Raw genomic sequence first — 22,484 nt, 5'->3', positions numbered from 1 at the left:
GTGTCCACCTAGCTGGACCGATCAGCGCCGCGCAGGAACAGTGCGCTGGTCAGGACGCCGAGCAGCACGACGGCCGCGTTCACCGCGATCGCCGCCCGCAGGCCGCCGAGGACGGCCGCGGCGCCTGATCCGGTCATCGCCGCGGTGGCGACGGCGCTCATGATCGGCGTACCCATGGTGATGCCGATCTGCTGGGTCATCGTGGCGAGCCCGGTGGCCAGGCCCTGTTCGTGGTCGGCCAGACCCGAGGTGGCCGTGACCATGAAACCGACGATGACCAGCATGTTGCCGACCCCGCCGAGGAAGGTGCCGGCCAGCAGCAGCCACAGCCACGACCGGTCCGCGCCCAGTCCCAGCAGCGCGGCCGTGGCGACGGCCTGCAGGATTCCCCCGGCGATCAGTGTCGGCCTGCTGCCGATGCGCCCGATGACCTTCGGGGCGACCGAGCCGCCGACGACCGTACCGAGACCGAGCACCCCGAAGCTCAGGCCGGCGGCCAGCGGGGAGAAGCCGAGCACCTTCTGGAGGTAGAGGGTCAGCAGGAAGACGAGCGAGGTCTCGGTCAGGAACGCGATCAGACCGGCGATGTTGCCCCAGGCCACGGACCGCTTGCCAAGCACGCTCAGCGGCACCAGCGGAGCGGACACCCTGCGCTCGACGGCGTAGAAGACGAGCAGCAGTACGACTCCGGCCGCCAGCGGGAGCAGGGCGGCCGGCGAGCCCCAGCCGTGCTCGCCGGCCCGGGTGAGGCCGAGGACGACGGCCAGCAGGCCGAGCGTGACGCTGACGGCGCCGGGCAGGTCCAGCTTCGGGCGCTCCTGCGGCCGGGACTCCTTGATGACCGCCGGGGCGACGAGCAGAACGGCGAGGGCGACGGGGACGTTGATGAAGAACGACCACCGCCACGACAGCATGTCCGTCAGCAGTCCGCCGAGGATCGCCCCGGTGGTGAAACCGGCGGACATCAGTGCCCCGTTGAGGCCCAGCGCCTTCTCCCGCAGCGGGCCCTCGGGGAACGAGGTCGTCAGCAGCGACAGGCCGGCCGGGGTCACCGCGGCGGTCGCCAGGCCCTGGCAGACCCTTGCCGTGATCAGCACCTCCGGGCTCTGCGCCAGACCGCCCGCCAGCGAGGCCGCGCCGAGGACCACCAGACCGCCGAGGAACAGCCGACGGCGGCCGAACAGGTCCGCGATCCGCCCGAACAGCAGGGTGAAGCCCGCCGCGCACAGGGCGAACGCGGTGCCGATCCACTGCAGATGCGCCAGCGAGAAGCCGAGGCCCTCACCGATCACCGGCAGGGCCACGTTCAGGATGGAGAAGTCCACGGCCAGCATGAACTGGGCCGCCAGCAGCAGCACCAGCACCAGCCGCAGGCGGGGGGTGAGGACGGCCGCGGCGGTGCCGGCCGCCCTCGTATCGGTGACGGTCATGACGTCGTTCCTTCCTGCTCGGTCGTGCAGGAAGGCTCACTCGCCTCACGTGATCCAGCCAGAACCCTCTCTTGGGTGGTCATGACGTGACCACCCTCACCGGTCCCGTTCGCGCGGACCGGCGGGCATCATGGGTCCGGAGATCGAGGAGGCGGTCATGGAGGCACTGTCAGAGCTGGGGGACTTCCTCAAGTCCCGCCGTGCCGCGCTGCGCCCCGAGGACGTCGGGCTCACCCCGCACCCCACCCGCCGCCGTGTCGCCGGGCTGCGCCGCGAGGAGCTGGCCATGCTCGCGGGCGTCAGCATCACGCACTACACCCGCCTGGAACAGGGCCGCGGAAACGGCGCCTCGGACGCCGTACTCGAAGCGATCGCGCGCACGCTCCGGCTGAGCGAGGACGAGACGGCGCACCTCAAGAGCCTTGCCCGCCCCGTGTCCGGGTCCCGGCCCGCTCCGGCGCGGGCCGAGCAGGCCGGCGCGTCGGCACGGCAGCTGCTCGCGGCCATGACCGAGGTACCGGCGCTCGTCCTGGACAGGCGCGGCGACGTCCTCGCCTGGAACCCGCTGGGGCACGCCCTGCTCGCCGGGCACCTGGCGCCCGACAGCCCCGCCGCGCCCGCCACCCGGCCGAACGTGATCCGGATGCTCTTCCTCGACGAGCGCTACCGGGAGCTGTACCCGGACCGCGCCGAGGAGGCCCGGCTCGCCGTCGCCTCCCTGCGACTGGTGGCCGGCCGCCATCCCGACGACCGCAGGCTGGCGCAGCTGATCGGCGAACTCTCCATGAAGTCGGGTGAGTTCACCGCTCTGTGGGCCCGCCATCCGGTACGCACCTGCACCTCGGGCGTCAAACGACTGCACCACCCGCTGGTCGGCCCGATGGACCTCAGCTTCGAGAACCTGCTCATCCCCGGCGGCTCCGGACAACGGCTGATCGCCTACACCGCCGAACCCGGCTCCCCCTGCGAGGCGGCACTGCGCCTGTTGAGCGGCGTCACCGCCCCGGCGGCGGCACACCGGCCGTCGTACGCGTCGGGGCGACGGGCAGGGGATCCGGGTGTCACCGCCCGCGTTCCACGTACTTCTTGAAGTGCTGCAGATCGGTGCGGACGAGCCGTTCGATCGTGCTCGCCTGGGCGAATCCCCTCGGGCCGCCGAATTCCGCCCTGAGGGTGTCGGGGTCGTACTCGAGGCGTGCCTGGACCCGGGTGTGGTTCCGGTCGATCGGCTGCAGGGAGAAGGAGCCCGTCAGCTCGGGGGTACCCATGGTGTGCCACTCCATCACGCGTTCCTCGCGGCGGTCGGAGAGCTCGGCCTCGAATTCCCGGGCCCGGCCGCCGGCCTCGACGTCCAGATGCGCCCGCCCTTCCGCCTCCGTACGGGCGCCGCGCACTCCGTCCACGAAGCGTGAGTAGTTCTCCACCCGGTGCAGGCTGTCCCAGGCCTGGTCGATCGAGACTCCGACATCGACGTGTTCTTCGAGGGTGCTCATGGCCCACCTCCAGGTTCGGCTCATGGCGCATGGCCCGTTGTCCCCAGTGTGCGCCCGCCGCCTCCGACAGGCGCCCCGGGAGCCTGCCGGCGGGGCCGGTCGGCGGCTACGTCGTGCCGTTCCACACGTACGGCCCGCCGCCACGCCATTCGATCAGCTCGGGGTCGTCGACGGCCCGGTCCTCCTCGGCGGGCAGGCCCGCACTGTGCACGAAGTCCAGCACGTCGAAGAGGGTGTACGCCGTACCGACGCCTTCGCCGCGGATCGTCACGCGCCGTCCACCGTCCGACTGCGGCGGAAGCACGACGACAGGGGGTTGCACGTCCATGACTCCAGCATGGGCCGGGATGGCCGGACCAGCCGCTCGGCGGCCGCCCATCCGGTGGTCATACCGTTGGGGCATGGACAGCCTGGCCGAGCTCGACACCCGTATCGCGGGCTGCTCCGCCTGCCCTCGGCTCGTGGAGTGGCGGGAGGAGGTCGGGCGGACGAAGCGGGCTGCCTTCCAGGACTGGACGTACTGGGCGCGACCCGTACCCGGCTTCGGTCCCGCCGACGCATCGCTGCTGGTCATCGGGCTCGCGCCCGCGGCCCACGGCGGCAACCGCACCGGCCGCATGTTCACCGGCGACCGCTCCGGGGACGTGCTGTACCGGGCGATGTACGACGTCGGCCTCGCCTCGCAGCCCACGTCGGTGGCCGCCGACGACGGCCTGGAGCTCCACGGCGTCCGCGTCACCGCGCCCGTGCACTGCGCCCCGCCGGAGAACAAGCCCACCCCCGGGGAGCGGGACACCTGCCGCTCCTGGCTGGTCCAGGAGCTCACCCTGCTGCGGCCGACCCTGCGCGCGGTCGTCGTGCTCGGCGCGTTCGGCTGGCAGGCCGCGCTGCCCGCGTTCGCCGAGGCGGGCTGGACGGTGCCCCGGCCACGGCCCGTCTTCGCGCACGGCGCACGCGTGGCACTCGACGGCCTCGACCTCTTCGGCTGCTTCCACGTCAGCCAGCGCAACACCTTCACCGGCAAGCTCACCCCCGAGATGCTGCGGGACGTGCTGCGTACGGCGGGGGAGGCGGCGGGGCTGCCTGTCCGGGCCGCCGGGAAATGAGGCGACGGGCGGCTCTACGGGGGTTACGGTGCCCGGATGGGCCGATACCCGGAGATCGAACCGTACGACCACGGCATCCTCGACGTCGGTGACGGCAACCGCGTGTACTGGGAGACCTGCGGAAACCCGCACGGCAAGCCCGCGCTCGTGCTGCACGGCGGACCGGGCTCCGGCTGCACCCCGTACTTCCGGCGCCTCTTCGACCCCGCTGCCTACCGGATCGTGCTGCTCGACCAGCGAGGCTGCGGGCGTTCCACACCGCACGCGAGCGCGCACGAGACGGACATGAGCGTGAACACGACGGCTCACGTCCTCGCCGACCTGGAGCTGCTGCGCCGGCATCTGGGCGTCGAGCGCTGGCTGGTGTGGGGCGTGTCGTGGGGGTCGGTGCTGGGGCTGCGGTACGCGCAGACGCATCCGGGCGTCGTGAGCGAGTTGGTGCTGACCGGCGTCGCGACCGGCTCCAACCCCGAAGTGGCCTTGCTGACCAGGGGACTTGGGCAGTTCTTCCCGGAGGCCTTCGAGCGGTTCCTCGGCGAACTGCCCGCCGGTGAGCGCGACGGCAACCTCGCCCTTGCCTACAACCGGCTGATCGAGTCGCCCGACCCCGAGGTGCGGGCACGGGCGGCGCGCGCCTGGACCGACTGGGAGACCGCGACGATTCCTGCGCCGCCGAGGTCGGTCGCGCGGTTCGAGGCCCCGGCGTTCCGCATGGGCTTCGCCCGCACCGTCACCCACTACTTCGGCAACGACCACTTCCTGGGCGAGGGCAACGGCGAAGGCGTCGTCCTGCGCGACGCGCCCCTGCTGAAGGACATCCCGGGCACCCTCGTCCAGGGCAGCCTCGACTTCGGCAACCTCCTCGGCATCGTCTGGCGCCTTCATCACGCCTGGCAGGGCAGCGAGTTGGTGGTCGTGGACGATGTGGGTCACGACGCCGGGGCACCGGACATGACCGAGGCGCTGGTGGCGGCGACGGACAAGTACGCCAAGCGGTAGCCGGGTTCGGCAGGCGTCAGGGAAGTTCGGCCTCGCCGAACAGGTGCCGCACCGTCGACCGGTAGTTGGTCCGCACATGGGCGAGGGCGTGCGCGCGGGCGCGGTCCGGGTCGCCGGAGGCGATCGCCTCGTACAACTCGCGGTGTTCCACGAGGAGTTGAGGCCACTCCTCGTTCCGCCGGGTCATCCACCGCAGTCGGCCGGCGACCGGCTCCAGGGCCTCGGTCAGCAGACTGTTGCGCGCCATCGCCACGATGCGGTCGTGCAGGCGGCTGTTGACGTCCGTGATCACTTCCGCGTCCCCCGCCTCGGTCGCGGCGGCCGCGAGGTCGAGCAGTTCCTGGACCTGGGCCAGATCCTCCGGTGTCGCGCGTGCTGCGGCGAGCCCGGCGGCGTAGACCTCCAGGGCCTCGCGCAGTTCGAAGAGCTCCTGGACGTCGTGCGGGGTGAGACGGCGTACGACCGTGCGGCGCGGCGTCTCGAAGTGGACGAACCCTTCGGCGACCAGCGCGCGGATCGCCTCGCGCACCGGCACCCGGGAGACCCCGAAGCGCTCGGCGAGCTCCCGCTCGACCAGCCGGTCGCCGGGGCGCAGGCTGCCCGAGATGATCTCCTGCCGCAGGCTCGCCAGGACCCGCTCGCGGACCGCGCCCAGGGGTTCGATCTTCGTCGTCGTGGAGCTCATGGAGCCATCTTCTCCGACTCCGGGGGTGTTTTACCGAGCGTTAACAATGGCGACATCGGTCGGAATGCTTGACGGCGGGACCATGTCGGCAGTTTGGTATACCAAACGGCAGCCGTCCTCCACCCTCCGTCCCCGTCCCATGGAGGCCCCGTGTCCCTCGCCGACCGCGCCGAAGCCACCGGCGCCCCAGCATTCGTCCCCGATCCCCGGCTCACCAACGAAGACCTCGCGCCCGCCGAGAAGCGCAACTGGAAGGTCTTCGACCTCTTCGCCATGTGGATGTCCGACGTCCACAACCTCGGCAACTACACGTTCGCCGCCGGCCTGCTGGTCCTCGGCATGAACGTGTGGCAGGTCTTCACCTCCCTGCTCGTCGGCTTCGTGATCATCTACATCGGCATGAACTGGATGGGGAGGATCGGCCAGCGTCACGGCGTGCCCTTCCCGGTCGTCAGCCGCATCAGCTTCGGCGTCTGGGGCGCCAACATCCCAGCCCTCATCCGGGCCGTGATCGCCATCATGTGGTACGGCATCCAGACCTACCTGGCCTCGGTCGCCGTCAACGTGATGCTGCTGGCCGCCTGGCCGGGCCTGAAGTCCTGGACCACCCACTCCTTCCTGGGGCTCGACGCGCTCGGCTGGGTGTCGTTCGTCTCGCTGTGGCTGATCCAGGCGCTGATCATCAGCCAGGGCATGGAGTCGGTGCGGAAGTTCCAGGACTTCTGCGGCCCGGCGATCTGGCTGGTGATGATCGCGCTGGCGGTGTGGGTGCTGTGGAAGGCCGACTGGAGCATCTCGCTCACCTCCACCCCGCACCCGGTCTCGGCCGGCGAGCAGTGGCGGCAGTGGTTCGGCGCGATCGGACTGATCCTCGCCACCTACGGCACGCTGATGCTCAACTTCTGCGACTTCTCCCGCTTCGCACCGGACTACCGCACCGTCCGCCGCGGCAACTTCTGGGGCCTGCCCATCAACTCGACGGCCTTCGTGGTCGTCTCGGTGATCGTCACGGCCGGCTCGCTGAAGGTGTTCGGCACGGCGATCACCGACCCGGCGGAACTGGTCGCGAAGATCGGCAACACCTGGGTCCTGGTCGTCGCGGCCTTCACCTTCGCCGTCGCCACCATGGGCGTCAACATCGTCGCCAACTTCGTCTCACCGGCGTACGACCTGGCCAACGTCTGGCCGCAGAAGATCACCTTCAAGGTCGGCGGCATGATCAGCACGGTGGCGGCCCTGGTTGTGACCCCGTGGAACCTGTTCTCCAACCCCACGGTCGTCAACTACTTCCTCGGCGGCCTCGGTGCCTTCCTCGGCCCGCTGTTCGGCGTGATCATGGTCGACTACTACCTCGTCAAGCGCGGCCGCGTCGACGTGGACGAGCTGTTCGACGCCCGGCCCGGCTCCCGCTACTACTACCGCAAGGGCGTCAACCCCAAGGCCCTGGCGGCGTTCCTGCCCTCTGCCGGGGTCGCGGCGGTGCTCGCGCTGGTGAAGACCTTCAGCGACGTGGCCCCGTACTCGTGGTTCATCGGCACCGCGCTGGCGGCCGGGCTGTATCTGGTGATCTGCCGGTCCGAACGCGCCCCTGTCACCCCCGAACCGGCTGCTGTGGAGGGCTGAGCGGAGTGCGGATCGTCGTCACCAACTGCAACACCACGCAGGAGATGACCGAGGAGATCGTACGAGGTGCCCGGGCCGCCGCAGGCCCGGGCACCACCGTGCTCGGGCTGACCCCCGAGTGGGGCCCCGAGTCGGCGGAGGGATGGCTCGACAGCTATCTGTCGGCCGCGGCCGTCATCGACCTGCTGCGGACCTACGATGGCCCGTCGTACGACGCCGTCGTCATGGCCGGCTTCGGGGAGCACGGGCGGGAAGGCGTACGGGAGTTGGCCGATGTGCCGGTGGTCGACATCACGGAGGCCGCGGCGCATCTGGCGTGCTTGTTGGGGCGGAGGTACGGGGTCGTCACGACGCTGGAGCGGTCGTGCGGCCAGATCGAGGACAGCCTGGAACTGGCGGGGGTGGGGCGGAACTGCGCCGCCGTCGTCGGGACGGGGCTGGGGGTCCTTGATCTGGGTGACGCGGACCGTACGGAGGCGGCCTTTCTGACGGCTGCCGAACGGGCGCGAGAGGCCGGGGCCGAGGTCCTGGTGCTCGGGTGCGCCGGGATGACGGGACTGCAGCGGGCGGTGGGGGAGAAGCTCGGGCTGCCGGTGGTCGACGGGGTCGCGGCGGCCGTGAAGCTGGCGGAGTCGCTGGTGGCGATGGGGCTGACGACCAGCCGGGCGGGGAGTTATGCGAAGCCGGTGCCCAAGCGGAGGGTGTGGGGTGCACCCGCCCACGCAACTCGTGTTCAGGGTCACCCACAATGAGCGGCATGAACCTTCCTGACGGACTCCCCCTGGTCGCCGACGGACTCCACCTGTGGTCCCCGGGCCACGCGGGCACCTGGGGCTTCGCGAACTGCCTGCTCATCACCTCCGGCGAGCAGGCGGCCCTGGTCGACACCCCCTACGACCAGCCGATGACCGAGGCCCTGATCGCCGCGGCCCGCCCGGTCCTGCCCGGGGGCGCGGCCGCCGTACGAACCATCATCAACACCCACGTCAACGGCGACCACACCTTCGGCAACGGCTGCTTCCCCGGCGCCGAGATCATCGCCACGAAGGCCAGCGCCGAGCACCTCTGCCGCGAACCCTCCCCGCAGCAGATGCACTTCCTCACGCACCAGACACCGGCCGACCAGCCCCTCGGCTGGTACGCGCGCGAGCACTTCGGCCGTTACACCTACGAGGGTGTGGAGGCCGTCCCGCCCACCACCACCTTCTCGGGCCGGTATGCCCTGACGGTGGGCGACATCGAGGCCGAACTGATCGAGGTGGGCCCCGCGCACTCGGCGGGCGACCTCATCGTCCATCTGCCCGCACAGCGGGTCGTCTGCGCCGGCGACGTCCTGTTCGCCGACGACCACCCCGTCCACTGGGACGGCCCGCTCGCCCGGGTCGCCGCGGCCTGCGAGACGATCCTGGCCCTGGACCCCGAGGTCGTCGTCCCCGGCCACGGCCCGCTGATGAGCGTCGACGACGTCCGCGACTACATCACCTACCTGCGGGAGCTGGAAGCCCTCGCCCACGCCCGGCACGCGGCCGGCGTCCCCGCGGCCGAGGCCGCCGCCGACATCCTCGCCTCCGGTTTCCACGACCACTTGGGCCTGCGGGAACGGATCGTGATCCTCACGGCGGTCGAATACCGGCACCTCGACGGCGACACCGGAGAAGTGGACGTCGTCGGGCTCGCCGCGCAGGCGGCGGACTGGGCGTACCGGGATTACGGACCCGGGCGGCCCTAGACCATCGCTGTCGATATGGCTTGTGTGAAGCGGCAGTTCAGGGGCGCCATACGTACCGCACGTCCGGCTCCCGCTCCTCGTTCCCACTGCCGTCCGTGTACTCGACTGCGACGAAGCCGTGCCGCTCGTAGAACCGGTGGGCCGGCCTGTTGACCTGGAAGGTCCAGAGGCCGAGCCCACCGGGACTCCGCTCCTTGGCGAGCGCGACGAAACGGTCACCTATGCCGCGCCCTCGCTAGTCCGGGTGGAGGTAGAGCTGGGAGAGTTCGTCGTCGTTGAGCACCATTACGCCGACGATGCCGCCTTCGGCTCCGGCGTCTGCGACCCAGGTTTCGCGCAGCGGTACCACCACTTCCCGGAAGTAGTCGCGCACGTCGGCGGCGGAACGGGGGCTGACGACTGTGGGCAGGGCGGTGGCGAAGGACGTCAGCCAGACGTCGGCTGCGGCGGAGGCGTCGGAGGCGGCAGCCCGGCGGAGGTCCACGGCGGATGGTTCGGATGATTCGGAAGGCAAGGGCGGTCCCGTCAGTCGTCGTTTTGGTCGTCGTTTAGTCGTCGATGCTGTGGTCGTGGTGATGGGCACCGTAGAAGTCGACTTGGCGCGCCATGATGTCCCGCGTGGAGGTGCCGCGCGGGACGCCGTAGACCGTACCGGGGAAGTCCAACTCCTTCTGCACGGCCCATAGTTCGTCGTGCTCCTCGGGCGCGAAGAGCCGAGCCGTGGGCGCCCCGGCTGCGATCCAGCCGATGGGTACGACGGTGCCGGGCGGCAGCACGGAGTTGACGTGCAGCACGCTGTTGATCCGCAACTCGGAGCCGGCGCCCGCGACGGCTCCCGGGAAGGCGGAGGCCCCGGTGGCGACGAAGACCTTGTCCTCGATCGTCGCTCCGTTGACGTGGGCGTGCGATCCGACGAGCACGGCGTCGCCGATGAAGGCGGGGTGCCCGGCCCGCCCACGCACCAGCGCGTTCTCCATGACGACGACGTCCGAGCCGACGCGGATCTCCCCGTCCTCGGCGGTGAGCACGGCACCGTGCAGCACCCGAGCACGCTCCCCGATGGTCACGGCACCACACAGGACGGCCGTGGGGGCGACGTACGCGGAGTCGGGGACTGCGGGGCGCTGCCCGCGGTGCTCGATCAACATGGGCTCCCCTCCTGGACCTGGCGGGTCTGTCGGGGGTATCGGAGCTGTCTGGTCCCTATGGGACCTCGGGAACAACGGCTGTCGCCGTAATCTCCACCAGCTGCCCCGTGTACCCGAGACACGCCACGCCGATCAGCGTCGAGGAGTGCGGTCCGACGCTGAGCCCGGACGCCTCGACGACGTCCCAGACGGCGGACAGCACTGCGGTGTCACTGCTCACCACGTACACGTCGGTCGCCAGGACGTGCGCCAAGTCGCTGCCGACCGCGCGTAGTTGTTCCTCGAGATTCGCCAGCACCTGCTCGGTTTGCCGCACGGGGTCTCCCTCGCCGACCAGCTTCCCGGTCGCGTCGAGGGGGACGGACCCGGCGAGGAAGGCGAGCTTGGTGCCGGCCTCGACGATGGAGGCGTGGGAGTAGAGGGGCGGTGGGAAGAGGGAGGAGACGGTGACGCGCCGGATCACGAAGGTGGCTCCTTGAGTGGACACGGGACGGGCTCGTCGATAGTCCGGTCCGCCCGCTGGGAGCGCATCCGATTTTTCACTCGGCCTCAGCCCCGCTGGGTGAGGGGCGCGCCGTTGCCGGACGCCGTCGTGCCGGCCGGGGGAAGGGCCGTCGGGTAGAGGCGCACGTTGCTGAGGCGGCCGCTCGTGTTTTCGCCGTAGGCGCCCTGGAGTAGTCGAGTTGGCGCCGGAGAGGAAGTTGAGCTTGACCCAGCGCGAGATCGTGGAGCTGCCACCGGTGTCCACGCCGGGCCCACGGTTGCTGCGTAGGCGGTGCTGCCGTTCAGACTCAGGACCGTGCTGCGGTCGGTGTCGGTGGCTCAGGCGTTCCCGCTATTCAGGGTGGCCGGGGCGTTGCCGGTAGGTCGCCCGTGGTGATGTCGGTGCCCTCGTCAGGGTTCAGCGATGGGCGGCGGTGTCGGTGACGGTGCCCAACGACATCGGGTCGGCGAAGGCGGCGTTGGCTCGAATGGGGCGCCACCAGGTACTCGCTGAGCTGCCCCGAGGCGTCATTGGCGTGCAGGTCGGGCTTGCCGTCCGGGCTGCTGGTGCCGCTGTTGACGTCAGAGGGAAGGCGACGGTCGGGTATTCGCTACAGAACGCAGACTCGTCGTAGCCGACTTGGGTAAGGGCCCGCAGGCCCGAGAACCAAGGGGAGACCTTAGCCTGCGACTGGCACCGAAGCCGCGCCGTCCGGGCCGCGGCTCCGTTGCAGCCTGGCTAGGCGCCGACCAGGGGGACGTTCCCCGGCCTATAGCCCGACTCGTCTGCCATCGTGGGCCTGACCAGGGGAACTTCCTGAGCTAGGCCGCGTTGCGTTCTGCAGGAGTTCCCGAACCTGTCTCCCCGTTTCCCAGGAGTTCCTGTGCGATTTTGCACGCGAAGTGCATGCCGACTCAGTGCCGGCAGGGTCGTGCGGGGCGCACATGGACGTCACGAAGTCGCTGGCACTGCTGTTGGCGGTCGACATGGTTCGGTTACCGAGGACGCGCCAGTGAGCAGGCACGGATTGCCCCACAACGCTGTTTCTGCGTCGAACCCCGTCAGGCACGGCGCGATCGCCCGCAGCCAGGGCTTCGTCTGCCCATGGCCCGCCGCAGTGACGGCACCATGCCGGCGCTGTGGCTGCTGGGTCTTGAGCTCTCGGATTGGGGAGACTGTCATAGGCCGTCAGGCTCGTTCGAGCCTGAGGCGGATGCGAGCCATGCCGCCATCTCGGCCCGCTCGCGCTGGGCAAGGCGTTCCGACCGCACGGTCGCGTCTGGCCTCAGCAGAGTTGGCTCGTACACCCCGTAATCGGCAAGCAAATCTGTGCCGATGTCATGTGCCATCGAACGCACCTGCATGCTTCCGTTGCACAGGGCTTCCAGATACCCAATGCGGTGGCAGGGACTTCCCGAATCGCTCGAAACTGGTACTCCCGGGACAAAGCGCGCGGTTCCATTGAGCGGTGTGCGGTCCAAGAGCACCTGCGTAGGGGAGGAGGTACTAGCCAGTACATCGGCATCTCCATACGCGCCGGCCCACTCTGCGTAAGCGCAAGCAAGATGAAGCCCGTAGAGCACTCGCGATTCCAGGAGGGTGAGGTTCAGCACGGTGGTGGTGGCATCTTGCGCCGCCAGCGCAGGATCCGAAGTGAGATCGACCCGAAGGTGAGCGCTGCCGTCGGAGTGCCAGATGGCATGGACCCCAGGTCCGGAGATCCGCATGCGGCCCCGACGGATCTCCGGTGCGTGGCCCAGTAGGACGCGGGACAGAGTGGCAGACGGGGCAACCCCGGGTCGTGCCAGTGCGCCGAGGAACTCCCGCACCTCCTGGAGGAAAGTGCGGTCTATGCGGCGTTCGGCTCGCCCCGTAGGAACCAGGGAGATGTCCAGTCTGATGCCGTCGCCAGCGGGCGCCGCTAACCACTCGCAGTCGTCTTCAAACTGTGCGACCACCCGATGCGAATGGTCCTCTGCCAGCTTGAAGCGGTCGCGATACAGAGCCGCGATCTCTGATTCGTCCAACCAGGCGGTGGTCCGGCCCAGGCGACGCGCGTACCCGTACCGCTGCTGGCCCTTGCCGCCAGTGGGGCGGACAGCGTGCGGGGCAACTGGACTACGTGGAATCCCGATCAGGATGTAGCCACACTCTGGAGTCGAGGGGCTGTCTGCGATCAGACGTATGCGGAAGTCGGGCGGCAGGAAGGGGAAGACGCGACTGCGTAGGCCCTGAACGAGCTGGTTGTGCATTTTGTCGCTGATCGCAATGGGGTTCAACTGCTCCGCGTTGCCCTGGTCGTTCTCCGTGACCCCCACAACGATCAGGCCGCCTCGCGCGTTGGCCATGGCGGTCACGTCTTTGGCGAACTCATCCAGTCCATCGGCGTCCTTGATGTACGCGTTGTCCTGTTTGAAGTCCAGGTCCACGTCCTCGGCTGCACGCAGGTCGCAAAGCTCGATGAGATGGCTTCGATCCAAGCCCTCGAAGTCCGTGCCGAGCAACTGAGCAAGTCTAGGAATCCTCACCGTCACCCGCGCAGGTTACGCCGGAACGTTGCCCACGGTCCCCAACCACCTTATCCATGCGAGCCGTTGGAGGGCACCCTGAAGGGTGACTCTCTGTCGTAGGTGTGTACGCTCTCCGGATCTACGAGTCGTCGAGGCGCGACGGAGGCGCATCGGCCCGTCGGTGGAGGGACGTAGGTGTCGTTATTTGACCCACAGAAGCTGATCGCGGGCGCGCGGTTACGGCTGCCGGGACACACGGAGCCCGTCACCGTGGTCCAAGTTCAGCCGGGTACCTACTGGGAGTTCCTCGTCAAAGGCGAAGCCGGGGACTTCCGGAGCGTCAGTCTGCCTGAGGACGAGCTCCCGGGCATCGAGGTAGTCGACGCTGGCGGAGAGCGTCCGTACGACGCTGACGCGCGAGTCTTCAGGCTTGGCGTGGAAGCCCGCAGGATCCGTACGCGCTTCCAGAACGATATGGGAGCTCTTTCCGTCTCGAGTATCGAGCCGCTCCCGCATCAACTTGAGGCGGTGTACGGCAGGTTTCTCGAGGAGCCGCGGCTACGTTTCCTGCTCGCTGATGACCCTGGGGCCGGCAAGACCATCATGACCGGTCTTTACATCAAGGAGCTCCAACTCCGCGGTGCAGCTGACCGAGTGCTGATCGTGGCCCCCGCCAACCTTGGCTTCCAGTGGCAGCGCGAGCTCGACGAGCGCTTCCGGATCGCGGCCCGCCGAATAACCAGGGACACGTTGGATGCGGATCCCATGGCCAACCCCTGGGAGTCGGATGGCGTCTTCATCATCTCCCGCGATCTGCTGAAGACGGAGGCCGTCCTTGGCTCTTTCGCTGCCGCACAGCGCCCTTGGGACTTGGCGGTCCTCGACGAGGCTCACGGCTATACCCTGAAGATCAACAAGCGTGGGGCGATCGACAACCGCACAGGCCGGTACAAGGCTGCCGAGCGCGTGGCGCGTCAAACTGAACGATTGCTGCTTCTCACGGCAACTCCGCACTCGGGCCGCGAAGAGTCCCTGTGGGGTCTGATGCGGCTGTTGGATCGCGACGCATACGGCGATCGGTGTCCTGAACGCGTAGAGATCATGCCGCACCACTACTCCAGGACCACCAAAGAACAGATGGTGGACCTGCGCGGTCACCCCCTCTTCCGGCCACGCTTCGCGCACACGGTTGCTTATGCCCTCGATGGCGCCGAGCTGGACCTGTACAACCGAGTGTCACATTTCATCACCCTGGGTCTCACTGAGATCCGTAGCGAGCGCACTGACGGCGGTCGCGCGTCCGTGTCCGGCTTCGCCCTGACCACCATGCAACGGCGGCTGGCGTCCTCTGTACGGGCCATCTGCCGGACTCTGCAGCGCAGAGTGGAGCGCCTGGAGCGGGAACTGGAACGGCCGACAGCCCCAGCTGCCGACATCGCCTGGACGCTGCCGGACAAGAACGCCAACGGTGACCGTCCCGAGGATGAGCGTTGGGCGCTCGAAGAGCAGGCTCTCGATCAGCTCTCCCTCTTCAGAGACCCGGAGGAGATCGAGGCTGAACTCGGCCTCCTTCGCCCACTGCTCGCGCAAGCTGAAGAGACAGCGCTTCTGGGCGGGGAGATCAAGCTCCAGGAGTTATGGAAGATCCTGGATCAGTACGGAGTCGGCGACGACGCCTCGAAGAAACTCCTGGTCTTCACCGAGCACAAGGACACCCTGGACTTTCTGGTCCATGAGCTGTCTCCGCACTTCGATGTGGCTGTCATCCACGGTGGCCTGCGCCCTGCGGAACGGGTACAGGCTGAGCGTGACTTCCGGGAACATGCGCAGATCATGGTTGCCACCGAAGCGGCAGGTGAAGGTATCAACCTCCAGTTCTGCCATCTCATGGTCAACTACGACATCCCGTGGAACCCCAACCGCCTTGAACAGCGCATGGGACGAGTGCACCGAATCGGCCAGACCGAGAACGTTCACATCTTCAATCTTGTCGCGGCCAATACCAAAGAGGGGCACGTACTGGCCACGGTGCTCGGAAAGATCGAGACCATGCGTCAGAACGAAGCCCTGGGAGACCAGGTCTTCGACGTTATAGGCGAGATCCTCTCTGGCTACCGGCTCCCCGAGTTGCTCGAGGCCGTTGTGTCCGGCGAGAAGACATCCGAGGACGCGGCAGCCCAATTCGGTGCCGAAGACGGAGAGTTCGACGAGCAGCTCATCGCGCGCATGCGTGCACTCTCGGAGAAGGCCCTGGTGACGGGGCATATCGACTGGCGGATACAGCGCAAGGAGACGGCCCGGGCGGAGGAGCGGCGTCTGCCTCCCGAACATCTCAAGCGCTTCTTTCTAGACGCCGTCGACCATCTGGACGGCCAGGCGCGCGAACGGCTGGACCATGCCAGCATCAGGGTTTCCCGCACCCCCGACATCCTGATCGCTCGCGACCGTGATCTCGGCACGCTACGTCAATTGCAGCCCACCTACGAGCGAGTCACCTTCGACAAGAGTGTCGCCGTGCAGCGGCTGGCTCAGGACGCGGAGTCCGGAGCGCCCCGGGCGGAACTCTGCGGCCCCGGACACCCTTTGTTCGAGGCGATCTTGGACCTGGTCATCGAGCAGACTGCCAGCGCTCTGCAGCGTGGCGCCGTCTTCCATGATCCCGGGCTCAGTGCTCCCGCACTGCTGCACATCTTGGAAGGCGAAGTCACCGACGGCCATCGCACGACAGTCCACCGCAGCATGGCTTCCGTCATCGAGTCCGCCGGCGAGTTCCTCCCCACGAGCGGCGCACTGTACGACCTGCTGCCTAGCCGACCTGCGGAGCCGACTGGAGAAGGGCTAGCGCCTGCCCGTCCGGAATCCCAGCTCATCGCGTGGGCGCGAGGCAATGTCTACGAGGCGCGACTGCGCGAAGTGCGAGAGCGCCGAGCACGCACAGCCGACATTCAAGAGGAGTTCCTGACCGCCTCGTTCCGTACCTTGCTGGCTCGCTATGACGCTGAACTGCTCGACCTTGACGAGGAGTTGGAGGCAGGAAGAGCTGGCGCCGAGGGCCGTCATCGCAGGACTGAACTAATTCGGCGCACCGTGCTCGAACGCCGTGACAGGAGGATCGCGGACACGGCTCGAACGCGGCAAGTTGACCGAGGGCCTGTCACCGTCCTGGCCCAGGCGCTGCTCTTGCCTCCGCCCGCTTCATCCAGCCCCGTCGATGCCTGGGCTGAGCAAACGGGGAATGGGCGCGGACTCAGCGATCCGGAGATCGAACGGATAGCCGTGCAAGTCAGCATGGACTACGAGTATGCACATGGTTCCGAAGACCTCAGGTCCGTCGAAGCTGATCACCTGGGCTTCGACCTTGTCTCCCAGCGAGCCGAAGCCACCCGTTATATCGAGGTGAAGGGACGCGCCGGCGTGGGGTCCGTCGAACTCACCTGGTCCGAGTACATCGCCGCCGGCAAGTTCGGCCCTGCCTACTGGCTTTATGTGGTACTCGACTGTGCCACCGATCATCCCCGGCTCTATCGCATCCAGGATCCGGCCGTTGCCCTGGCTGGGAGCTTCCGGCCCACGCATGAGGTGCGTTACAGCATCGCCCCTGGACCCGTCATCGACGCAGCTCAAGCCGCGGGAGGAGACACACCATGAGCAGCGCACTTATCGAGGAGAAGCTTCCGCTCGCACCCGTCAATGCGGCCTCCGGCAGGGAAAAGCACCTGCGGCACGGCCACATCTCCACCATGCACTTGTGGTGGGCTCGTAGACCCCTTGCCATGGCCAGGACCGTAGTGCTTGCCAGCCTGCTCCCCGACCCTGGACCAGACAACCCGCATGCCCGGGAGAGGTTGCTCACCGACCTCAGCCAGGCCGCTCCTTTCGAAGCTTCTTCCCGGCCTGCGTATTTGGCCCCGCTGCGCACTGCCCTCGCCACCGCCTGGCCCGAGCGTCCCCCCAAGGTCCTCGACTGCTTCGCAGGAGGCGGCGCGATTCCGTTGGAAGCCGCACGCTTCGGGTGCGACACCACCGCCGTCGACATCAATCCTGTCGCCCATCTCATTCAGCGTTGCGTTCTGGAGTACCCCGCCCGCTTCGGAGGTGTGGATGAGGACGGCGGGCGGCCGTTTGTCGACGAGCTGACCCGCTGGGCTCAGTGGGTAGGCGAGGCAGCGGACTCCCGGCTGGCGGAGGTCTTGCCGCGCGGTAGCGATGGAACACGGCCCGCTGTGTACTTCTGGGCCCGTACTGTGCCGTGCGCAGACCGACACTGCGGCCGGACGGTGCCACTGATCTCCTCGCGTAAACTCGCAGACTCCACTCGACACCGGATTCGTCTCGACTACGACGTACAAAAGGATCGGATCGAGCTGCGCCTCGCAGAAGGGCCGCCTGTCGACGGCAGCGACTGGAAACTCGGCACCAAGACGAGTCGCGGCTCCCAGGTGACTGTCACCTGTCCGGTGTGTGGTACTGCTCGCCCGGACCAGGAACTGCGTGGCTACGCGCGCGAGCACGGCTTCGGCCACTACCTGTACGCGGTCCTCGACATTGGTCCTGGCGGGATACGTACTTACCGTGAGCCCACGGCTGCCGACCATGCCGCGGTTCAGCGGGCCGAAGCTTTGACGCAGAGTCTGGAAGACTACTCGGATGGGACCACCGCCATCCCAGACGAGTTGGTGACCCGCTCCCAGTACCGGCGCTACCCGAACCTGACATATGGCATCGATACCTGGGCGGGCATGTTCACTCCCCGCCAGCGCCTGGTCCTCGGCATCCTCGCCCAGACTGTACGGTCCGCCCACGCGGCGATGCTGGACAGTGGCACCGAGCCGGAACGGGCCCAGGCTCTGGCGACCTATCTGGGACTCGCGGTCGACAGGGTGGTCGACTACAACTCGTCCTTCGTCACCTGGCGGCCCACCGTCGAAGCGCCACGAAGCACCTTCCCCCAGCAGGCCATCCGTATGGCCTGGGATTTCACCGAGATCGATCCGTTCGGTGATGGTCCGAGCGGTTGGTCAAGCGCCCTCGGCTGGATCACTCAGTCCCTGCGCCACTGTGCGGCCGCCACCGAAGGAAATCCCTCCCGAGTCCAGCGCGCCAACGCTCAGCATCTCCCCTTTACTGACGGCGAGTTCGATGCCGTCATCATCGACCCGCCCTACTACGACGCCTTTCAGTACGGCGACCTCTCCGACTTCTTCTACGTCTGGCTCAAGAGGTCCATCGGACACCTCTACCCCGAACTCTTCGCCACCGCACTGACCCCCAAGCGTGCCGAGGTGATCCAGAATCGGGCCCAGCGCGACTCCGCCGAGTACATATCCCGTGACGAATTCGAGGCCCGCCTCCAGCGGGCTCTGGACGAGGTTGCCCGGGTGGTTGCGGATGACGGGATTGTTTCGCTGGTCTTTGCCCACACTGACAATGCCGCCTGGGAACATCTGCTGCGCGCCTTGCGTCAGGCTGGCCTGAAGGTGACAACCTCATGGCCGATGCAGTCCGAACGGGCTGGACGCACCACCGACAACGTCGGCTCGGTGCTGGCATCCTCGGTGGTGTTGGTTTGCCGCAAGGTGGGCGACGCCACTGATGGCTTCTACGACGACGTGGTACGCGACCTGGATGCTCGGATCGCCGAACGCCTGGCTGTCTTCGATGACATGAAACTGTCCGGTGCCGACTACTTCGTCTCGGCCATCGGTCCTGCCTTCGAAGTCTTCGCCCGCTACTCCCGCGTTCTGCGCCTGTCCGGAGACGAGGTGGATGTCGACGAGCTGATGGTGCTGGCACGTCAAGCCGTGGCCCGGCACGCCACCCGGTCGCTCACCGGAGGCGAGTCTTTGGAGCGCCTGGACAGCCGTGCGCTCTTCTACCTCACTTGGCGTTGGGCATACGACGGCCTTGCCATTCCCGCGGACGAGGCATACATGCTGTGCCGCGCCTTCGATCTCCACCTGGACGCCCTCACCGTACGGGGAGGGCTGATACGCAAGGCCGGCTCCGACTACAAACTGCTTGGACCTCACGAGCGCCGTGGCTTCACGCTCGGCCAGCGTCCCTCTTGGGTGGATGTGATGCACTCCGCCTGTCTGCTCTACGACGAAGGCCGCCGCCAGGAACTTGACGCGCTGCTTGGCGCCAGCGGTGCGGGCACTGAGCCCGCCTTCTGGGCTCTGGTCACCGCCGTTACCCAGCTCCTGCCAGAGGGCTCTCGGGAGCGCACTCTCTTGCTCGGCCTTGGCGGCAACCGCGACGACCTGGCAGAAAGGGCTGCCAAGTATTCCCCGGACTTCGAGGAACTTACTCTGTTTGGCACGCAGCCCTGATGCCGCCCCACCACCCACGCAGCGAAAGGAAAACCCATCCCGTGGCCGGCCTCAAGAGTTGGAACGAGATAGCCCCTCCGCACCAGGACATTGTTAACGGTTCCTTCGACGAGGCGCTGTTCGCTGCAGATCTTGGCCTGGTCAGCAAGGGGGAGGGACCACAGGATTACCGTGACGCACAACTTTTTGTGCAGAAGACGTATCTGACGGACAACCTGCGCACTGCTCTTGTCGAGATCGGGAGTCGACTGGCCGGCGACCCCGCCGCCAAGGCAGTGCATAGGATGCAGACGGAATTCGGTGGTGGAAAGACCCACACCCTGCTGTCCGCCTACCATCTCTTTGGCAACGCTCGTGCTCTGTCCAGTACCCGGCTGGCCCGCCAGCTCGCCGCCTCCCTCACGGATGGCCGCCTTCCGCAGGCAACCGTCGTAGTCCTCGACGGATCCGGTCTGAGCCCGGATCGTGCCAAGGAGAATCGCTCTCCGGGCCGAACCCTGCTCGGCCATCTCGCCTTTCAGCTTGGCGGGGACGAGGCGTACGAGGGAGTTCGGGCCGAGGACGAGGCCCGCCAAGCGACCTCCACCGCTCATCTCGTGGCCCTGCTCAAGCGCTACACGCCCTGCCTCATCCTCATGGACGAGACTCTCGAATACCTGGCGAAGACCATCACTGCCGATGGCGATCAAGGCGCTCTGACCACCAACACGCTCGTTTTCATTAAGGAGTTGACCACTGCAGTCGCTAATACTCCCGGCGCCTGTCTGGTCGCGACTCTCACGGCTTCCCACCTCGAAGACTTCACAGGTATCAACCACGAGGATCTGCTGGAGCGCTTGGCGAAGATTTTCGGCCGGACGGAGAATGTCATCACGCCAGTCGAGGGCGATGACATCTTTCCTGTCCTGCATACTCGGCTGTTCCAGAGCACAGGGACACCCGCCCAGCGCCGCACGGTCGCGGACGCTTACGGCGACTACTACGCCGAGCAGTTCGGTGATGCTCTCCCGGCTGTATACCGTGATCCCGTCTACCGCGACCGCATCGAGGCCGCTTACCCCTTCCACCCCGAGCTGATCGACCTGCTCACCCATCGCTGGGGCTCACTTTCTGGCTTCCAGCGCACACGCGGTGCACTGCGCACCTTGGCGCACAGCATCAAGGCTCTCCACGCTGAGGGGCGTGTCTCCCCGCTCATACACCCGGGCGATATCCCGCTGCATGATCCTGGGGTGCGGGCCGAGGTATTGAAGATCACTGGTGGTTCCTACCTGTCGGCTCTTAACGCCGACATCATTCGCGAGGACTCCCGAGCGCGCATCGAGGACCAGCGCCGTGGCGGCGAGATCGAGAAGTTGCGGCTCGCGACCAAACTTGCCACGACGGCCTTCGTCAACTCCTTCGGTTCCGACAGGGTCCTGGGCGCATCCGACGCTCAGATGACAGTCGGTGTGGGGCGACCCGGGCTGTCCCGTGGTGCCCTCGAGGATGTCCGGGACACTGTTAAGAACGTCGCCTGGTACATGCGCTACGAGGGCGGCCGCTACCGTTTCACCACCGAACCTAACCTCAACAAGGTCATCGTGGAGCGCGAGAGCGCTGTCCCGGAGGACACGATTGCCCAGCTGTTGGAAGAGGCCACCAAGAGTGTGGCTCCGGCCAAGTCCCCCTGGCGGACCCAGACTGGCGTCCTGAGTTCCGCGGACGTCCGTGACGAACCTCGTCTTACACTCGCTCTGCTCGATCCCGAGCACCGGGTCGAGCCTTCCGACCCAGGCACAGTCGGGGACGTGGCCCACCGGATCTTGAGCGAATACGACCAGTCCGGCCGCACCAACAAGAACGCACTGGTCGTGGTAGCTCCCGACACAGGAGCCCTCGGCCGGGCCCGCGCGCTGGCACGGACCCTGGCAGCGATGCGCGAACTGCGAGACGACGTACACCGACTGAAGCGGTTCAACCAGGAACAGCAGGCTGACCTGCGGGAGCGGGTCCAGCGCGCCGAAGAACGCCTCCCCGCGCTCCTCACCATGGCTTACCGCCATGTGTACTTGCTGGCTAACGGCACGGGTGGCTCCCCACCCACCACCTCGCACCTCGACCTCGGTGCCGCCCGTGCAAGCGAGACCGTCACGTCCCGGGTCACGGAACGGCTGCGGTCGAGTGACGGACTGCTGGACAGGCTCGCTCCAGCCGCGCTGTTGTCAGACCGCTTCGATTTGCTTCCGGCGGATGTAGAAGCTGTCGAGATAGAAGACCTGCTCAGGGCATTCCGTCGCTTCCCAAGACTTCCGAAACTCGCCTCGGCCGAGGTGCTACGCGACTGTCTTACAGAGGGGGTAAGGCGTGGGGTGTTCGGCCTGATTTCAGGCGCCACCTGGCAGGCGGCCGACGCAGTGGTTCGTATCGGAGAGGAGATCTCGCCGAATGAGATCGACTTCCAGCCGGGCACCTGGCTGGTGCGTGCAGCCCGCGCGCAGGCCCTGCGCGGCCCTGAGTCACCTCCCGCGCACCCTCCTGCCACCAGCAGCGCGCGTACAGGGGTGTCGGTCCACCCCGAGACTAGAGAGCCGGCGGCCTCGGAGGAACCAGCGCCAAGGGCACCCGCAGCAGGGCCCACCAGCCTGCGGCTGCGTATCGCAGATGTCCCGGCCGACAAAGTGCGCGATGTCGTAAAAGTGGCAGTGCTGCCCTTCGCCGCGCAGGGCGCCGAGGTACGCGTAGGACTAGAGGTTTCTGTTCGATCCTCGAAGCCGATACCCCCGCATGTGATTGACCTGGTCGTCGAGGAGGGCCTTGGCCAGCTCGGCCTACAGGCTGAGGCACACGAACAATAGGCGCAACTCAGGGCTGCGAGCCGTCTGCGGCGCGTGCAACAGCGTTGCCGGGCGGTACTAAGGCCCGGGTGCATAGCCCGACTCGGCAGGATGAAGTCCGGCCCGGCGTTG

The 22,484-nt window shown here is 67.5% G+C and carries 16 protein-coding genes and 1 pseudogene; 9 read left to right on the top strand and 8 right to left on the bottom strand.

Annotated features, from left to right (window positions below; genetic code table 11):
• Positions 1-8 precede the first annotated feature (8 nt).
• Positions 9-1,430 (bottom strand): MFS transporter, encoded by a 1,422-nt coding sequence (locus tag ACFY10_RS01440; protein ID WP_390662963.1) that lies wholly within the window; start codon positions 1,428-1,430, stop codon positions 9-11.
• A gap of 157 nt (positions 1,431-1,587) precedes the next feature.
• Here ACFY10_RS01440 and ACFY10_RS01435 point away from each other — a divergent pair, with 157 nt between their 5' ends.
• The gene (locus ACFY10_RS01435) at positions 1,588-2,520 is read left to right on the top strand and encodes a helix-turn-helix transcriptional regulator (RefSeq protein WP_390662962.1); all 933 of its coding nucleotides are present in this window, start codon (positions 1,588-1,590) and stop codon (positions 2,518-2,520) included.
• Here the strand turns inward: ACFY10_RS01435 and ACFY10_RS01430 are convergent.
• Positions 2,492-2,923, bottom strand: coding sequence for an SRPBCC family protein (locus tag ACFY10_RS01430; protein ID WP_390662961.1), 432 nt, complete (start codon positions 2,921-2,923; stop codon positions 2,492-2,494). The genes ACFY10_RS01435 and ACFY10_RS01430 overlap by 29 nt on opposite strands.
• Before the next feature lie 106 nt (positions 2,924-3,029).
• Entirely contained in the window at positions 3,030-3,251 is a 222-nt protein-coding gene (locus ACFY10_RS01425; RefSeq protein ID WP_390662960.1) for a hypothetical protein, read from the bottom strand.
• 73 nt (positions 3,252-3,324) lie between these two features.
• Between ACFY10_RS01425 and ACFY10_RS01420 the strand changes: the two genes are divergently transcribed.
• Positions 3,325-4,029: a uracil-DNA glycosylase gene (locus tag ACFY10_RS01420; protein WP_390662959.1), complete on the top strand. Its 705-nt coding sequence runs from the start codon at positions 3,325-3,327 to the stop codon at positions 4,027-4,029.
• 36 nt (positions 4,030-4,065) lie between these two features.
• The gene (gene pip, locus ACFY10_RS01415) at positions 4,066-5,028 is read left to right on the top strand and encodes a prolyl aminopeptidase (protein WP_390662958.1); all 963 of its coding nucleotides are present in this window, start codon (positions 4,066-4,068) and stop codon (positions 5,026-5,028) included.
• A 16-nt stretch (positions 5,029-5,044) separates the two neighbouring features.
• Here pip and ACFY10_RS01410 read toward each other — a convergent pair whose 3' ends face one another.
• Complete coding sequence (locus tag ACFY10_RS01410) at positions 5,045-5,713, bottom strand: GntR family transcriptional regulator (protein WP_390662957.1); 669 nt, start codon at positions 5,711-5,713, stop codon at positions 5,045-5,047.
• 150 nt (positions 5,714-5,863) lie between these two features.
• On the opposite strand from ACFY10_RS01410, the gene ACFY10_RS01405 reads away from it, so the two are divergent.
• The 3 genes from ACFY10_RS01405 to ACFY10_RS01395 are packed head-to-tail and all read left to right on the top strand — an operon-like array spanning position 5,864 to position 9,065.
• The gene (locus ACFY10_RS01405; protein ID WP_390662956.1) at positions 5,864-7,336 is read left to right on the top strand and encodes an NCS1 family nucleobase:cation symporter-1; all 1,473 of its coding nucleotides are present in this window, start codon (positions 5,864-5,866) and stop codon (positions 7,334-7,336) included.
• 5 nt (positions 7,337-7,341) lie between these two features.
• Positions 7,342-8,088 (top strand): aspartate/glutamate racemase family protein, encoded by a 747-nt coding sequence (locus ACFY10_RS01400; protein WP_390662955.1) that lies wholly within the window; start codon positions 7,342-7,344, stop codon positions 8,086-8,088.
• Positions 8,089-8,093: 5 nt separating this feature from the next.
• Positions 8,094-9,065: an MBL fold metallo-hydrolase gene (locus ACFY10_RS01395; protein WP_390662954.1), complete on the top strand. Its 972-nt coding sequence runs from the start codon at positions 8,094-8,096 to the stop codon at positions 9,063-9,065.
• Positions 9,066-9,102: 37 nt separating this feature from the next.
• Here the strand turns inward: ACFY10_RS01395 and ACFY10_RS01390 are convergent.
• The 4 genes and pseudogenes from ACFY10_RS01390 to ACFY10_RS01375 form a co-directional block, all read right to left on the bottom strand.
• A pseudogene (locus tag ACFY10_RS01390) lies at positions 9,103-9,579 on the bottom strand (GNAT family N-acetyltransferase).
• Positions 9,580-9,613: 34 nt separating this feature from the next.
• Positions 9,614-10,213: a gamma carbonic anhydrase family protein gene (locus tag ACFY10_RS01385; protein WP_390662953.1), complete on the bottom strand. Its 600-nt coding sequence runs from the start codon at positions 10,211-10,213 to the stop codon at positions 9,614-9,616.
• A gap of 55 nt (positions 10,214-10,268) precedes the next feature.
• Positions 10,269-10,676, bottom strand: a complete 408-nt coding sequence (locus tag ACFY10_RS01380) for a RidA family protein (protein WP_390662952.1) — start codon at positions 10,674-10,676, stop codon at positions 10,269-10,271.
• A gap of 1,199 nt (positions 10,677-11,875) precedes the next feature.
• Positions 11,876-13,201, bottom strand: coding sequence for a helix-turn-helix domain-containing protein (locus ACFY10_RS01375; protein ID WP_390662951.1), 1,326 nt, complete (start codon positions 13,199-13,201; stop codon positions 11,876-11,878).
• Positions 13,202-13,402: 201 nt separating this feature from the next.
• Between ACFY10_RS01375 and ACFY10_RS01370 the strand changes: the two genes are divergently transcribed.
• Genes ACFY10_RS01370 through ACFY10_RS01360 form a run of 3 tightly spaced genes read left to right on the top strand, consistent with a single transcriptional unit; the run spans position 13,403 to position 22,373 of the window.
• Complete coding sequence (locus ACFY10_RS01370; protein WP_390662950.1) at positions 13,403-16,855, top strand: helicase-related protein; 3,453 nt, start codon at positions 13,403-13,405, stop codon at positions 16,853-16,855.
• Positions 16,852-19,536: a DUF1156 domain-containing protein gene (locus tag ACFY10_RS01365; protein ID WP_390662949.1), complete on the top strand. Its 2,685-nt coding sequence runs from the start codon at positions 16,852-16,854 to the stop codon at positions 19,534-19,536. The genes ACFY10_RS01370 and ACFY10_RS01365 overlap by 4 nt, the downstream gene beginning before the upstream one ends.
• Before the next feature lie 41 nt (positions 19,537-19,577).
• Positions 19,578-22,373 carry an ATP-binding protein gene (locus tag ACFY10_RS01360; protein WP_390662947.1) on the top strand — a complete coding sequence of 932 codons (2,796 nt, stop codon included), beginning with the start codon at positions 19,578-19,580 and terminating at the stop codon, positions 22,371-22,373.
• The last annotated feature ends 111 nt before the right edge of the window (positions 22,374-22,484 follow it).

This window comes from Streptomyces sp. NPDC001401 (assembly GCF_042895385.1).
In the GTDB taxonomy this organism is placed as follows: domain Bacteria; phylum Actinomycetota; class Actinomycetes; order Streptomycetales; family Streptomycetaceae; genus Streptomyces.
The sequence above is the reverse complement of the archived record's forward strand: the minus strand, read 5'-3'. Positions and strand labels throughout refer to the sequence as shown.